The organism is Sandarakinorhabdus sp., from assembly GCF_987265915.1.
On record NZ_OZ503948.1, the window covers coordinates 1,574,524 to 1,589,036 of the forward strand.

The 14,513-nt window shown below is 65.0% G+C and carries 14 protein-coding genes; 2 read left to right on the top strand and 12 right to left on the bottom strand.

The genetic code is table 11. The annotated features are described in order from the left end of the window. Window positions 1-32 precede the first annotated feature (32 nt). Entirely contained in the window at window positions 33-785 is a 753-nt protein-coding gene (locus AC6UUM_RS07650) for a FadR/GntR family transcriptional regulator (RefSeq protein ID WP_500804729.1), read from the bottom strand. Between the two features lie 108 nt (window positions 786-893). On the opposite strand from AC6UUM_RS07650, the gene manD reads away from it, so the two are divergent. Continuing rightward, entirely contained in the window at window positions 894-2,102 is a 1,209-nt protein-coding gene (gene manD, locus AC6UUM_RS07655; RefSeq protein WP_500804730.1) for a D-mannonate dehydratase ManD, read from the top strand. Continuing rightward, window positions 2,103-2,987, top strand: a complete 885-nt coding sequence (locus AC6UUM_RS07660; RefSeq protein ID WP_500804731.1) for a sugar kinase — start codon at window positions 2,103-2,105, stop codon at window positions 2,985-2,987. It abuts the gene before it with no gap. 10 nt (window positions 2,988-2,997) lie between these two features. Here AC6UUM_RS07660 and AC6UUM_RS07665 read toward each other — a convergent pair whose 3' ends face one another. The 11 genes from AC6UUM_RS07665 to AC6UUM_RS07715 form a co-directional block, all read right to left on the bottom strand. Then, window positions 2,998-4,257 (bottom strand): MFS transporter, encoded by a 1,260-nt coding sequence (locus AC6UUM_RS07665; protein ID WP_500804732.1) that lies wholly within the window; start codon window positions 4,255-4,257, stop codon window positions 2,998-3,000. 2 nt (window positions 4,258-4,259) lie between these two features. Further along, window positions 4,260-4,382 carry a hypothetical protein gene (locus AC6UUM_RS07670; RefSeq protein ID WP_500804733.1) on the bottom strand — a complete coding sequence of 41 codons (123 nt, stop codon included), beginning with the start codon at window positions 4,380-4,382 and terminating at the stop codon, window positions 4,260-4,262. 67 nt (window positions 4,383-4,449) lie between these two features. Then, a complete protein-coding gene (locus AC6UUM_RS07675) occupies window positions 4,450-7,164 on the bottom strand; it encodes a glycoside hydrolase family 2 TIM barrel-domain containing protein (RefSeq protein WP_500804734.1) in 2,715 nt (904 codons plus the stop codon). Between the two features lie 36 nt (window positions 7,165-7,200). Then, window positions 7,201-8,172 (bottom strand): creatininase family protein, encoded by a 972-nt coding sequence (locus AC6UUM_RS07680; protein WP_500804735.1) that lies wholly within the window; start codon window positions 8,170-8,172, stop codon window positions 7,201-7,203. Then, window positions 8,169-8,381, bottom strand: a complete 213-nt coding sequence (locus AC6UUM_RS07685; protein ID WP_500804736.1) for a hypothetical protein — start codon at window positions 8,379-8,381, stop codon at window positions 8,169-8,171. The genes AC6UUM_RS07680 and AC6UUM_RS07685 overlap by 4 nt, the downstream gene beginning before the upstream one ends. Further along, window positions 8,378-8,701, bottom strand: a complete 324-nt coding sequence (locus AC6UUM_RS07690) for a carboxylesterase family protein (RefSeq protein ID WP_500804737.1) — start codon at window positions 8,699-8,701, stop codon at window positions 8,378-8,380. The genes AC6UUM_RS07685 and AC6UUM_RS07690 overlap by 4 nt, the downstream gene beginning before the upstream one ends. 79 nt (window positions 8,702-8,780) lie before the next feature. Next, on the bottom strand, window positions 8,781-11,849 hold the full coding sequence (locus AC6UUM_RS07695; protein ID WP_500804738.1) for a TonB-dependent receptor domain-containing protein: 3,069 nt from the start codon (window positions 11,847-11,849) through the stop codon (window positions 8,781-8,783). A 248-nt stretch (window positions 11,850-12,097) separates the two neighbouring features. Beyond that, a complete protein-coding gene (locus AC6UUM_RS07700) occupies window positions 12,098-12,229 on the bottom strand; it encodes a hypothetical protein (RefSeq protein WP_500804739.1) in 132 nt (43 codons plus the stop codon). 64 nt (window positions 12,230-12,293) lie between these two features. Continuing rightward, entirely contained in the window at window positions 12,294-12,794 is a 501-nt protein-coding gene (locus tag AC6UUM_RS07705) for a cupin domain-containing protein (RefSeq protein ID WP_500804740.1), read from the bottom strand. Next, on the bottom strand, window positions 12,791-13,744 hold the full coding sequence (locus tag AC6UUM_RS07710; RefSeq protein ID WP_500804741.1) for an NAD-dependent epimerase/dehydratase family protein: 954 nt from the start codon (window positions 13,742-13,744) through the stop codon (window positions 12,791-12,793). The genes AC6UUM_RS07705 and AC6UUM_RS07710 overlap by 4 nt, the downstream gene beginning before the upstream one ends. Then, the gene (locus tag AC6UUM_RS07715) at window positions 13,737-14,510 is read right to left on the bottom strand and encodes a cyclase family protein (protein ID WP_500804742.1); all 774 of its coding nucleotides are present in this window, start codon (window positions 14,508-14,510) and stop codon (window positions 13,737-13,739) included. Before AC6UUM_RS07715 ends, AC6UUM_RS07710 begins: the two co-directional genes overlap by 8 nt. Between the last annotated feature and the right edge of the window lie 3 nt (window positions 14,511-14,513).

The following is a 14,513-nucleotide window of genomic DNA, read 5'->3' on the forward strand; positions in this document are numbered from 1 at the left end:
CAGAAATTTGTGCCGCACGACCCGCATGGCGATCAACCGGCACTTCCGGCATAGCGTCGCCGCTTGGCGTCGATTTCGCGTCGGGCTGCGGCGATGGCCCGTTCCTCGGTCGCAAACAGCAGCGAATCCAGCACGGCCGCCAGGTGGGCGCGCATCGCGGATCGGGCTGCGGCCGGATCACGGGTGCGCAGCGCAGCCACGATGGCGGCATGCTCCTCCACCACCGGCTTGACGTTGGCACTGCGGGCCTTTGCGTGCAGCAGGGCGCTTTCGGGCGAATTGGCCCGCAAGTTCCAGAGCGCTTCGATGGTGTTGACGACCGCCGTGTTGCGGCCGGCACGGGCAATGGCGAGATGGAAGGCGCGATCAGCCTGTTCGCTGCCGCCTGGGGCCAGGTTCTCCGCCTCGATGTCCCGCACCAGCTCATCCAGTTGCCGTAGTTCATCGTCGCTGATCTGGCTTGCCGCCAGCGCGGCCGCCTCGCCCTCGAACATCAGGCGGGCTTCCGTCAATTCAAAAGCCGTGATGCCAAAGCCCGGAATGTCATCGCGCCCCGGCAGCCGGCGCACATAGGCGCCAGACCCCACCCGCACTTCCACCAGGCCTTGCACTTCCAGTGCGATCATGGCTTCGCGCACGGTCGGCCGGCTGACGGAATAGGTCAGCGACAGTTCGCGCTCCGCCGGCAGCCTATCACCAATGGCATATCGACCAGAGGCCAGGGCGCCCATCAGCCGGTGCGCCAAATCCTGATACAGCCGATCCTGGGTGTGCGTTTCGTTCATGTCTGCCCCGACATCGGCCTGACCAATTGTGTCGAACTTGACAGGCCAAAAACTGTTGGTCAAGACACTACCACGTTGGTTTGCCGCCTGTAAGGGATTGGTTCGGTCATGCGCATCGTTTCCGCCAAAGTCATCGTCACCTGCCCGGGGCGCAATTTTGTCACGCTGAAGATCGTCACGGATCAGGGCGTTCACGGCATCGGCGATGGCACGCTGAACGGGCGGGAAAAATCCGTTGTCGCTTATCTGGAAGACCATGTGATTCCCTGCCTGATCGGCATGGATCCGCAACGGATCGAGGATATCTGGCAATATCTTTACCGCGGCGCCTATTGGCGGCGCGGGCCGGTGACGATGCGCGCCATCGCCGCCGTCGACATGGCGCTGTGGGACATCAAGGCCAAGCTGGCCGGCATGCCGCTCTACCAGCTGCTGGGCGGGCGCAGCCGCGATGGCGTGATGGTCTATGGCCATGCCAACGGCAGTGACATCGCCGAAACGGTGGAAGCCGTCGGCCAGTATATCGAGATGGGCTACAAGGCGATCCGCGCCCAGACCGGCGTGCCCGGTATCAAGGATGCCTATGGCGTCGGGCGCGGGAAGCTTTACTACGAGCCGGCCGACGCGGCGCTGCCCTCCGTCACCGGGTGGGACACGCGCCAGGCGCTGAACTATGTCCCGCGCCTGTTCGAAGAATTGCGCAAGACCTATGGCTTCGATCATCATCTCCTGCATGATGGCCACCACCGCTACACGCCGCAGGAGGCTGCAAACCTGGGCAAGATGCTGGAGCCGTATCAGCTGTTCTGGCTGGAAGATGTCACCCCGGCGGAGAACCAGGAGGCGTTCAAGCTGGTGCGCCAGCACACGGTGACACCACTGGCGGTGGGCGAGATCTTCAACACGATCTGGGACGCCAAGGACCTGATCCAGAACCAGCTGATCGACTATATCCGCTGCACCGTTGTCGGCGCCGGCGGTCTGACCCATCTGCGCCGCATTGCCGATCTGGCGAGCCTCTACCAGATCCGCACCGGCTGTCATGGCGCCACCGACCTGTCGCCGGTTACCATGGGTTGCGCCCTGCATTTCGATAGCTGGGTGCCCAATTTCGGTATCCAGGAATATATGCGGCACAGCGAGGCGACCGACGCCGTGTTCCCGCACGACTACCGGTTCGCGGCTGGCTATATGTTCTGTGGCGAAACGCCGGGGCACGGGGTCGACATCGACGAGGATCTTGCCGCCAGATATCCTTACAAGCCCGCCTATCTGCCGGTCGCCCGGCTGGCAGACGGGACGATGTGGAATTGGTAGTTGGCCCGGGTCGTCCTTGTCGGCGAAGCCATGCTGGAACTTCGCCGGGCCGCAGGCGCCTGGCAAATGGGCTTTGGTGGCGACACGCTGAACACGGCTGTCCATCTTGCGCGCGCCGGGTTTCACACCGCCTATCTCACCGCACTTGGCCAGGATGCATTCAGCGCCGGCCTCAGGGCCGATTGGCAGGCCGAAGGGCTTGATACCAGCCTGGTGCTCACCCATCCAACCCGTCAACCGGGCCTGTATGCCATCACCACCGACCATCATGGCGAACGCAGTTTCACCTATTGGCGCGAGACCAGCGCCGCTCGCGCCTTGTTCGCGTGCCCAGGCATCGTCGCGGTGGAAGAACGGGTGGCCAGCGCCGACCTGCTGGCTTTCTCGTTGATCACGCTGGCCATCCTGCCCGCCGAAGGGCGGCAACGTCTGTTGACTCTGGCCCGCCGGGTGCGGGAACGCGGCGGGCAGGTGGCGTTCGACGGCAATTATCGCCCCCAGCTGTGGCCATCGGCAGATGCCGCGCGCGCGGCCCGAGATGCCGCGATCGCCTTCGCGACCATCGGATTGCCCACCCTTGAAGATGAAATGCGCCTGGCCGATACCCGAACGGCCGCTGCCGTTGCCGCACACTGGCAGGGCCTGGGCTGTGCGGAAACGATCGTGAAAACCGGCGCCGACGGCTGTCTGCTGCCAGGTGGTGTGGACGTGCCGCCCGCGAAGCTGTTGCAGCCGGTTGATACCAGCGGTGCCGGGGACGCGTTCAACGCCGGCTATCTCGCTGCCCGCTTGAATGGGCAGAGCATGGAGCAGGCCGCACGCGCCGGCCACGCGCTGGCCGGCTGGACGATCATGCGACCGGGCGCCATCCCGGCCCGTGACTGACCGCGGCGGGTTACCGATCCCTGAGCAGCGTCCACAGCACGGCTGCGCCCATCAGATCAAGCGCAGCCAGCGCGACAAACAGCGGGTTGTAGCCGAACTGGTCGGCACTCTGGCCGATCAGCAGCGTGAACAGCATGCCGCCCACCCAGGCCGACGTGCCGGCCATGCCGGTGGCCGTGCCGACGGTGCGGGCATCGAAAACATCGGCGCAAAGCGTGATCAGCGCGCCATTCAGCATCTGGTGGGCAAATCCCCCCACACAGAAAAGCGCGATCGCCACGCCCGGTGATGTGGCCAACCCGATGCAGGCCGGCCCCAGCATGCACAATGCCCCCAGCGACATCGTGATCTTTCGCGAGCCCAGCAGCGAAGCGCCGCGGCGGATCAGCCAGTTGGGCAGCAGCCCGGCGGCAAGACTGCCAAAATCGGCCGCCAGGAACGGCAGCCATGCCCATAGCGCAATCGATTTGAGATCGAGGTGCCAGACCGCAACCAGATAGAGCGGAATGAAGAAATTGAACGTCTGCCATGCCGGCTCGGCAAGGAAGCGCGGCACGGCAATGGCCCAGAAACCGCGGTTCCGCAAAATGGCGGCGCGGGTGGCGGGGCGCTCTTCACCTTGCGTGATCTGGCCCGCCCTGATTTCGGCGCGTTCGGCGTCGGTCAGGCCGGGATGATCATTCGGCGCGCGATAGCCGAACCACCACAGCCCTGCCCACGCCAGGCTGAGCGCACCGGTGACGACGAAGGCGGATTGCCAGTTCCAGACCAGGATGCAGAAGGCCACCAGCGGCGGTGCGATCATGTTGCCGACGCTGGTGCCCATCTGGAACAGGCTGGTGGCCAGTGGCCGCTCGCGGGCCGGGAACCATTCGGCCACGGTTTTGGTGCCGGCCGGGATGGCGGCGGCCTCGGTGGCGCCCAGCAGGGCGCGAAAGGCCGCGAGGCTGATGGTCCCGGTGGCCAGCGCATGGGCCGTGTTGGCCAGCGCCCAGCCCACGGCAAACAGGAAGAAGCCCAGCCGTGTGCCAAGCACATCAAGAATGCTGCCGGCGACAGTCTGCATGACGGTATAGCTGGCCTGAAACGCCAGCACGACCCAGCTGTAATCCTCGGTCGACATCCCGAACGCTTCCTTGAGCGTGGGTGCGGCGACCGAAAGGGTCGAACGGGCCAGATAATTGAGAATGGTCCCCAGCGTCACCAGGGCGATGATCCACCAGCGCAGCGGCAAGCGCCTTCGAACCGGAGAGCGGCTTTGGTCGTTCATGTTCAATTTCGTCCCGCCGCGCCCTGGCCGAAGTTCTGATCCGGGCGATAGGTGCCACCCATCATGGCGCCTGCGGCCTTCAGCACATCGCGGCGCGAGCGGGAATGCGGGTGTTGCTTGCGCACTGTCGGACTCCTGCAACGTCCGGGGCCACGGCCGAACCTTCGACACGCGGCCCCCTTATGCCGATGCTCAGTTCGTGGCCGGCACCACTTCGATGGCAGACACCAGCGCCTTGCCGGTCACACCGCGGAAATCGAGGCGCAACTCGCCACCGGTCACGGTGACCGGCAGGCTCCGGCTAACGGCGGTGAGCGGCGCGCCGGCGGTGGTGGCAATGTCGAAGCGGGTCAGCAATGGCTGGCCGTTGGCGCTCACGTCGAACACCCGCTCAGCCTTCGCGGCTTTTGGCTCGACGAAATGCAAGGTCACCATGTAGCGGCCGTCAGCCAGCGGCAGGCGATAGGCGAAGTCGCCCTCACGAAAGCTGGCCAGAAGATCGCGGTCGGGGCTGCCGGCGATGGCGACCAGCACCGGCCGGCGGCCGCGGCCACCCGGCGTGTCGGCCGTGCCGGCCTCGCCCCCGGTGAAGAACGCGTCGGAGCCGAACTGGCGTCCCCCCACCTTTGCTGCGATGACCGTACCGGCATCGATGCGGAATGCCGCTGCCGCCCCGGGGGCGAGTTGCCAATCGATGCTGTCGCCGGTGGGGCCACCGGCGAACATGCCCTTTGCCGTCAGCCGGTTTTCGCCGGCGGCAAGGCGCACCGCCGGCCAAGTGCAGATGCGGTCCGGGCAGTTGCGCCGTTCGCCCAGGGATTGGCCATTCAGCGTCAGCTCGGTCACCGGCGCGTTGCTGTAGACCCTCACGTCAGTGACGGGATAGGCGCGGTTCACATAGCGACGGCCGGTGATGTGGACCGTCGGCGCGTCTGACCAGTTTGCGCGATAGTAGAAATAGGCGTCCTTCTTGATACGCCGGTCGTATGAAACCAATCCCTTGGTGTTGATGTCCTCGCTGTCGCCTTCGTGGCGGACGGTGGTGGCGAAATCGAAACTGTTCCACAGCCAGGTTGCCCACAGATAGGGCTTGGATTTCAGGATCGCCCAATTCTTCTCGTGCAGCCACGTCTGATAGGCTTCGGGCTGGGTGCGCCCTGCCAGTTCGATGGGGCCACCGAGCGGATCGTCGGTCGCCTGAGCCAAGGCGCCACCGCCGCCATATTCGCTCACCGACAGCGGCTGGCCGGGGCGCTTGGCATGTAGGCCGTCCAGATGCGCCGACAGTTCGTCGATCTTGCCATAATACCAGCCGAAATAGCGGTTGGCGCCGGCGGCATCGGTCGCTTCCGATGTCAGCGGCACCTGTTGCATGCCGCGTTCCTCGCAACAGGTGGCAATCGCGGTCGGGCGGCTGCCATCCTCCTGCTTCACCAGGCCGTTCAGCATCTTCAGCAGCGGCATCGGATCGGGCGCTACCTTGGGGCCGGCCCCCAGGAAATCGGGCCGGCCAGTGCCGAAATCGACTTCGTTGGCAATGCCCCACACGGCAACCGAAGGGTGATTGAAATTCTGCCGCACCATTTCCAGCAGCTGCTGCCGGGCGTTTTCGACCAGCGCCGGGTTGGCCTCGGTCTGGCTGGGCCCCAGCGTCCAGCCGGTGACCAGCGGAATTTCGTCCCACAGGATCACGCCGGTACGGTCGGCAACGTCGTGGATCGCCTGACCGTGCTGGTAATGGGTGAGGCGGATCGTGTTGGCGCCCATGTCGCGGATGGTGGCGACATCATCGGCGATGTCGGCTTGAGTCAGCGCCCAGCCTTTGCCTTCGCGATCCTGATGCAGGCCAACACCGTGCAGGCGCAGCGGCTTGCCATTCAGAAAGAAGCCGCGATCGGCATCAAGCCGCACCTGGCGGATACCGAACGTCTGGGTCAGCCGGTCCAGCACCGCGCCACGCGCCTGCTGCACGCTGACATCGAGCGTATGGAGATAGGGATCGGCGGCGCCCTGCCACAGGTGTGGATCGCTCACGGACAGCGTCTGCGGCAATTCCAGCGTGGTGCCAGCCGCCAGTGTAACGGGTGTTTCGGTCGTGGCGACGGCCTGGCCGCCGGCATCCAGAAGGCGCGTGACCAGCTGCAGTTTCGCCAGCCCCTTGCCGTCGTTGGTAAGCCGGGTGCGCACGGAGACCGTGGCCGTGCCGCTGCCGATCGCTGTCGTCGTAGCATAGACCCCTGGGCCGCCATGGTCGGCAAGATCGATATGGACGGGGGAGGTCACCACCATCCGGACCGGCCGATACAGCCCGCCGTGGACGAAGAAGTCACCCGTCAGCGGCAGGATGTCCGCGGTCGGCCCGCCGGCCTTTGGCTGACTGCTGTCGACACGCACGGCCAGCAAATTGCCGCCGGGCCGCAGCGCGGCCGTGGCGTCGAAGCGGAAGCGGGAGAAGCCGCCATCGTGGCGGCCCAGCAGCACGCCATTCAGCCAGATCTGCGCGGTGCGACTGGCGGCATCGAACTCCAGCCAGACGCGCTGCCCCTTGGCCAATGCCGGTCGATCGAACGAAAGCCTGTACCAGCCGACGCCCTGTACCTTGTTGACATTGTCCGGCGTGTTGATGTGGCCAGCCGCGCCGTCGATATAATAGCCTGCCCGATTCCAGGTGTGCGGAACGCGCACCCGATCCCACGCATCATCGGCAAAGCCCGGCATTTCCGCGCCGGCCAGCGCATTGTCATGCCGGAACCGCCAACCCTCGGCGAGTTCGGAAACACTGCGGGCGGCGGCTGCAGCCGGCTGCGCGCACAGCCTGGCTGGCACTGTCGCCGTGCCCAGCAGCAGGATGGCCGCCACCTGCCGGCCCAAAAGGGCACCTTTACCGGCGCTACGCTTTGCGACCATCTTCGATTCCCTTTTCTGCGGCATGGTTGTTCCGTGTCAGCGCGCAGACCCCGGCAGCAATGTACCGTATGCCTTCTCCAGCGTCTTGGTGAACTGGTCGCGCTTGCGCAACGCATCCAGCATGCCGTTCGCGTCAAAGGCCTCTACCTGCCCGGAGATCAGTGCGGCCCCCTTGGCACCCCATTCGTCGCGCTGCTGGGTGGTCACAGCCTCGACCCAGCCACCATGTTCGGACGGGTCGGCATAGAAACTGCCAGCGGGCGTGCCGTTGAACGGGGGCACAAAGCGCGACAAGTTGCTCGTATCCTTTGGAAATTCATGTTTCGGCTCGCTGAGTCCCACGGGCAGGTCGTTCAGGCGGCCAACGATCTGGTAGGCGCCGTAAGTGACATGCTTGCGCCCGTCCGGTCCGCCTTCGCCGAAGCCCGGTCGCTGGCCAGGCGGCAGTGCGGCCCTGACCATGCCGGTGTCCATCCACAGCACCGGCGCATGCAGTTCGTCGAATGTCTCGCGCACCAGCGGCAACATCGTGTTGCCCGACGGGCCATGCGAGGTCAGGAAGATGATCCGACGGAAGCCCTGGCGGATCAGCGAGCGGGTCAGTGCCTTCAGATACGGCAGGCTTTCCGAGGTCGAGACATGAACAGTGGCCGGGCTGGTGGTGGTGCCGCCGGGATAGAAATAGGCCAGATAGGGCATCACCAGGCCGTCGCTCTTCTCGGCCAGCTTCAGGGCATAAGCGAGCGGAATGACATATTCGACGTCCGTCGGACTGCCGCCGTTCGATTCCGTCGGGCCGACCGGTACGTACAGCACGTCGTTGCGCTTGAGATACTCGCTGACTTCATAACCGGTCAGGGTAGTCATCAGCCGCGACCGCATCTGCGGCACGGCCGGCCGCGCCGCCGGCTGCACGGGCTGCGCCAGAGCGACAGCCGGCAGCGCCAATGCAGCGATCACGCCGCCCAGGCAAAGCGCCCGTCCAATCCTGCTGTGGATGCTCTTCATGATGCGGCTCCTTGCCGGTTGCGGTGACCAGAATTGATGAGGTTGCAGTATGGCGCGCGCAGGCCGGTCGCAGCCAGCGCGTCACCCGCGAAGGCGGTCGCGAAACGAAGATAGGCGCCGCGGTGTGTGTCGTGGCGCGGCCATCGCGGCAGCCCCTTGCCGTTGGGATTGCCGGTGGCCGCGAAATTCGCCCAGGATCGGGTCATCATTGCCGAAATCCGGCGATCGGTAGCGCCATGAGCGTGAGGCAATCCTCGCGGCTGGCATCGGAAAGCTGTGTCAGGCCGCGAAGCGGTGCCTGCGCGCAGGGCGCGCCATAAGTGTCTGCGGCGCGCACACCCGGCCACGCGGGCGCTGGCTGCGGCGGACGCCAGCGGTCGGGGCCGATCGGTGCCGCCGCATAAGCCACGCCCAGATAGGCGACGGCGTCGCCGCGCCGGACACCCTCGACCAATCCGCCGTTGATCTGCACCGGCGCCGCCGTTACCGGGGACATATTGCCGCCCAGCACCAGCAGAACGGGGATCATTCGCCGGCAGGACATGCTGCGATCTCCCCACTCGGATTTTGGCGGCGGGCAACGAACGTGGCCGTTTCCCGCCGCATGGTCAGAAGCCGAACCGGACGCCGACGCGGTACGACCGGCCAAGCAGATCATAATAGGCATTGTTGTTGATGGCGGGCAGCGGCGGGCTGCGGTTGAACAGATTGTTGATGGTCAGATACAGTTCCGTGCGGTTGCCGCCGATCGCCAGGTCATAGCTCATGCCCAGATTGAAATAGGCGACCGACGGAATGATATTGTTGTTGATACTGTTGAACAGAGTTGGGCTGTAGTTCGCCTGATCAGGGCCGATCAGGGCGTTGTTCTGGCGGCTTTCGCTGATGTAGCGCAGCTGCCCGTTGATATCGAACTTGCCGACCCGATAATCGAGTGTCGCATTGACGACCCAGTTGGGCAGACCCGGCGTACCGCCGAACAGGGCGCCGGTCTGGCCGGCACGGTTGACGCCGGTCGGGTAGAGCACCGACACGTCGGTCGACGCGCGATATTCGATGACATGCGTTGCCTGCGCCGTGAACGACACCCGGCCCGGCAGACTGGCGCTGATGGCATCGAGCGGCTGGAGATAGCGCAACGCGAAGTCGAAGCCCTTGGTCCTGAACTCGGCGAAGTTGGCGTTCGCCGCATTGACCGACAGGATCGCACCATTGACCAGATCATTGTTCGAAAAGGTGATCAGCCCGCAGAACGGGTTGCTGACCGAAGCCACGCCACCGGCGGTACAATTCTGGATCGAGGTGGCTGCACCCAGCGCACCGATGGCGTTCTTCACGCTGATGCGATAGAAATCGACCGAGAGCTGCAGCCGGTTGTCCAGCCCCTGCGGCGTCAGCACCACGCCGGCGGTCAGCGTATCGGCCTTTTCCGGAGTCAGCGTGGCGCTGCCGCCGGTGAAGGTATCGAAGGCATAGGCACGACCAACGAAATTGGTGCGCAGATCGGCCGTCCCGCCCTGCGTGAGCGGGCGGGGCACGCTCGCGACGTTGGGCGTCAGCAGTTCGGGCAAGGTGGGTGCGCGGATGTCACGCGAAAGCGTGCCACGCAGCAGGAGGCCGGACACGGGCTTCCAGGTCAGGCCGGTCTTCCAGGTCGTCACCGAACCGGAATAGCTGTAATCGGTGATGCGGCCGGCGCCGTTGAAGTTCAATTCTCCGGGGAAGCTGTCCGCAGCCAGCAGCGGCACGATCACCTCGGCATAGGCTTCCTTCACATTCTGGCTGGCAAACAGGAAGTTGCGGGGAGTCTGCACCCCGAACTGACCGGCCTGGCTGATCGCATCGACACCGGTTTTCAGCGTGTCGCGGCGATATTCGGCACCGACCCCGACCGACACCGGCCCCGCCCACAGCGAGAAGGGTTCGCCGTTCAGGTTGGCCACAAATTCCGTGAGCGACGTGACGGTGCGGGCATTGGCCGTGCCGAAGGCATAAGCATAGGCGGCGGGGGTGAATTTGGCGGTGCCGAGGATGTTGATCGGCACGCAGCCATTGGTGGGTGTGGTCAGCGTCGAGCGGCAAACGATCGACCCGATCGTCTGCCCGGAGCTGCCGACATTCGCCGCCGTCACCTGAACCGCATCGATGGCCGCATTGAAGTTGGCCGTGATCGGCGCCACGGACGTATCCTGGCGGCTGGTGCTGCGGGCGTATTGACCGCTGACATCCCAGCGCCATTTGTCACCGAATGTGCCCTTCAGGCCGCCAACCAGGCGCGCGACATCATTTTGCAGGCGCACCTTCGCCGGACCGAAATCATTGCCGAGATAGCCGATGCTGAGCCCGCCGGCCGGCACGAGCGCCTGCTGCGCCGTCGTCAGAGCCTGGCGCAGGAAGGCGTTGTCTTGCCGGAAAACGATGAACGGCGCGGTGCCGCCGGTCGCAGCCCGAATCTGCGCCGAGATATTGTACGACGTGAACCGGGAATAGGCTGGCTCGATCCACACGGTGACATTGTCGGTCAGATCGTAATGGGCTTCGGCCAGCAAGTTCCAGCGTTCGGTTCTCGCGCGCAGCACCTGATAGGGATTGACGTTGCTGCCGCCAACCATCGAAGTCCCGACCTGGCCCTGATAAAGCCCGGCGTTGAACGGCGCGGTCGTCACCGTGCCATCGGCGTTGGCGACGAACTGCAGGTTGCGCAGCGCCGCCGGATTGCCGGCCACCGTCGGCGTGATGAGGCCGCCCGGGGTCAGCGTGCCGAACAGCACATTGTCGGCAACCAGGTTCGCCGGCAGGTCGGCCGGGCGGGTCCCCGACACGGCCACCAGACCGACATTGCGCATGCCCCAATCCCGCCTGGTGTTGAACAGATCGGTGCCGTTGTTCTTGTTGTACTCGCCGCCGATCACGACATGGCCGCGCCCGCCGGCAAAATCAGTGCCAGCCGCCAGCGAGGCAAAATAGTCCCTGGCATCATTGTAGCGGGTCTGACCGTACTGGACATTGCCCTTGATTCCATTGAGCTTCGTATTGATCTGCAGGTTGACGACGCCGGCAACCGCGTCGGAGCCATAGGCCGCCGAAGCGCCGCCGGTGACAACATCGGCTTGCGCAATCAATACCGTCGGGATCGTGTTGAGATCCGGCACGCCGGCGATGGATTGGCCGGGGAAGGTGGCGCCGGGCAGCCGCAATTTGTCGAGCAGCACCAGCGTCCGCACCGGAGTCAGGCCGCGAAGATCGACGCTGTTCAGACCGCGATTGCCGATGCCGCCCGATTCCGGCGCGGACGTGCGGCGGAACGCCGGCACTTCGTTCAGGACATCGGCAATATTGACCGCGGCGCGCTGTTCCAGAACCGCCGCACCGACTACCGTCGTTGGCGTGGGAGCGGTGAAGCCGGCGCGATCGATGCGTGAACCGGTGACAACGATCTCGCTCACGTCGCCGTCAATTTTGTCGGCGGCTGCGGTCGCCTGGGGCGCCCGCACGGCCGGGGCGGCCTGTGCCATGGCGGTTGCTTCGATACCGATCAAGCCAACTGATGCCAGCAACCAAGCTGTATGGCGCATAAGCCTCGTCCTCCCCATGGCCGCATTAAAATCGGCCTTACCGATTTTACGGTATGGGTCAGAACAATAAGTTTCAAATTTATAGAATCGATAGATTCGCATCAGCGGCGCTTATGAGATCCACCCGCGGCGTATCAAAGCATGGCTTTCACCCGTTTCGCGTCCAGCATCAAGCCATATTGGCTTGACCAATTTTGCGGCAGACGCGTGCCAATTGGGGGGATCTTGACCTGCCCTGTTCGTCTCAGTGCAACAATCGTCCCGTTCCCGCGGGCGGCCTGCCGGATTTCATGCGGTAAAGATGGCGACGGCGCGCGTCCAACGCGCGGTCCGCGCATCACCTTGCGCGGTCAGCGGGCAACCGGGAAGCGGCCCTGCAGAAGCGCGGCGAAGTTGTGCAGCGTCTTGAGACGGCAATGGCCAAAGTCCCGGCCGAACTTGTGGCTTTCCCAGAACAGGCTGGTTACGCCGATATCGGACAACGTCCGGGCTGCATGGCTAAACGGCGCATGCCGTGCCTGCGCCTGGGCCAGACCAGCAGAATGATCAGGCGGGCAACACTTCCGGCAATTCCTGGCCGGCAACGCTGACCGGCATGGCCGCGGTCAACACGAAGGCGATCCGGCAGCCTTCGGTCGGGCTGGGATTGCGCCACAGGTGCATCGTTCCTCGCTGGACGATGAAGTCGCCCGGAGTCAGGCGGGTCACGCTGCCGTCGTCCAGTTCCAAGCAAACCTCGCCTGACAGCACGATGCCATAATCGAGGCTGTTGGTCCGGTGCATCGGCGATGCGCAGCCTGGGTGCATGTCCACGATCCGGATCACCGAGCCGCCGTGCACGGTCAGCCCGGCCGCGCGGTCGCGACCATCGACGGGATCCATGTTGTCGGCAGGCAGGTTCGGCGCCGTCCAGACCAGGCAGAAGGCGGCATCGCCGCTGGGAATGTCCACAGCATCGAAGCTGGCCTCGCTGGCCACAACGGCAAGTCCACCGGCATCATGACCGGTGACAATGCGGCGCACCGGGGTGCCCGGTTTGTGGCTCATGCGGCATCTCCTTGTTGCGTGGGCAGCGTGGCGAGGGCGTTGGCCACCAGGCTGGCAAGATCGCCATCGTGCCGGAAGCCAAGCCTGTCGGCCATGCGGGTGGTCAGCGGCGGCTGTGCGGCAAAGGCGCGTTCCAGCCCAGGGTCAGGGCGATAAGTCACCAGCGCTGGATCGGCGCCCGCGGCCTGTGCGATTGCCATGACCAGATCACCGACCGTCACCCGCAGGGCGGGCAGCGTGCAGGCGCGGGCCGCCGGCAGGTTGTCGGTCGCGATCGACAGGGCATGGCCAAGATTTTCCGCGCACCGGCGCACCGATTGCAGCCACACGGTGCCGTTGGCCGACACGGGACAGACAAAGGCCCGATGGGCGCGCAGCGCGGTGAACAGGTCGCTCAAAAACGCTGATTTCAGCCCTGATCGCGCCGGCGGGCGCGCCACGATGCCAGGCAGGCGCAGCGATAGTCCGTCGAGGGCACGGCGATTGGACTGCATCGCCACCAGCGTTTCGACCATTGCCTTGTGCGCACCGTAATGAAGATGTGGTGACAGCGGCGTATCATCATCCACACCGGCGGCCGGCATCGCCTCGCCAAACACGGCAATCGAGCTGGCAAATACCACGCGCGGCCGGTCGGCCACCGCTGCAACCTCGCCCAGCAACTGGCGTGCCGCCGCGACATTCACTTGCCATGCCCGTTCCGGATCGGCTTCCGCCGCACCGCCGGGCACCGTGGCCAGGTGCACCAGCGCCCCGCAGCCGCCCGCCAACGCCGCACGGCGCACATCAGGATCGGCAAGGTCGCCGACAATTGCGGTCATGCCCGGCTGCGGTGCCAGCGTGGTGTCGATCGCGGTGACGCTTTGCCCCTGCTCCAGCAGCAACGTCACCAGCGTGCGACCGACAAATCCGCCGGCTCCTGTCACGATGACCGGCGCTGCCTCAGTCATTGAAGATCGCGACGGCCCGGGTCCAGCCCGCCGAGCCGCGCTTCACCTTGTGCGGAAAGCAGGCAACCGTGTAGCCGAACGGCGGCAGCGCTTCGAGATTGTGCAGCTTTTCAAGGTGGCAATAGCCGATGTCGCGGCCGGCCTTGTGGCCTTCCCAGATCAGGCTGGTGTCGCCGGTTTCGGCCACCTTTTGCGCCGTATAGCTGAACGGCGCGTCCCACGACCAGGCATCGGTGCCGGTGACGCGGACGCCGCGTTCGAGCAGATACATGGTCGCTTCATAGCCCATGCCGCAGCCGCGATTGACGAAGTTCGGATCGCCCAGCGCCATGCCGGCGGCGGTGTTGACCAGCACGATGTCCATCGGCTGCAGCGTGTATCCGATGCGGGCCAGCTCGGCCTCGACCTCTTCCGCCGTCACGACATGGCCATCGGGCAGGTGACGGAAGTCCAGCTTGACGCCGGGCCGGAAGCACCAGTCAAGCGGCACCTCGTCGATGGTCATCGCCGGCTTGCCGCCGTCCATGGTGGGATGGAAGTGCCAAGGCGCATCGAGGTGGGTGCCGTTGTGCGTGGAAAGCTGCACCATCTCGGCGGCGGCAAAGCCTTCGCCGCCGGGAAACTGGTCGGCTTCAACACCGGGGAAGAAAGTCTGCGCCTCTTTCACCGTATCGCCGTGCAGTTGATAGTCGATCTTCGGCCGCATGAACGGTGGATCGGTGATGACGTCATTTTCGAGTGTGATCGAAAGGTCGATGATGCGCATGAT

Bases quoted from the DNA above. Each gene is read 5' to 3' on its own strand.
- AC6UUM_RS07690 (WP_500804737.1), bottom strand. From the start codon at position 8,701: ATGATCCCCGTTCTGCTGGTGCTGGGCGGCAATATGTCCCCGGTAACG.
- AC6UUM_RS07710 (WP_500804741.1), bottom strand. From the start codon at position 13,744: ATGACTGAGGCAGCGCCGGTCATCGTGACAGGAGCCGGCGGATTTGTC.
- AC6UUM_RS07695 (WP_500804738.1), bottom strand. From the start codon at position 11,849: ATGCGAATCTATCGATTCTATAAATTTGAAACTTATTGTTCTGACCCA.
- AC6UUM_RS07675 (WP_500804734.1), bottom strand. From the start codon at position 7,164: ATGGTCGCAAAGCGTAGCGCCGGTAAAGGTGCCCTTTTGGGCCGGCAG.
- AC6UUM_RS07665 (WP_500804732.1), bottom strand. From the start codon at position 4,257: ATGAACGACCAAAGCCGCTCTCCGGTTCGAAGGCGCTTGCCGCTGCGC.
- AC6UUM_RS07705 (WP_500804740.1), bottom strand. From the start codon at position 12,794: ATGAGCCACAAACCGGGCACCCCGGTGCGCCGCATTGTCACCGGTCAT.
- AC6UUM_RS07680 (WP_500804735.1), bottom strand. From the start codon at position 8,172: ATGAAGAGCATCCACAGCAGGATTGGACGGGCGCTTTGCCTGGGCGGC.
- AC6UUM_RS07650 (WP_500804729.1), bottom strand. From the start codon at position 785: ATGAACGAAACGCACACCCAGGATCGGCTGTATCAGGATTTGGCGCAC.
- AC6UUM_RS07685 (WP_500804736.1), bottom strand. From the start codon at position 8,381: ATGATGACCCGATCCTGGGCGAATTTCGCGGCCACCGGCAATCCCAAC.
- manD (WP_500804730.1), top strand. From the start codon at position 894: ATGCGCATCGTTTCCGCCAAAGTCATCGTCACCTGCCCGGGGCGCAAT.
- AC6UUM_RS07715 (WP_500804742.1), bottom strand. From the start codon at position 14,510: ATGCGCATCATCGACCTTTCGATCACACTCGAAAATGACGTCATCACC.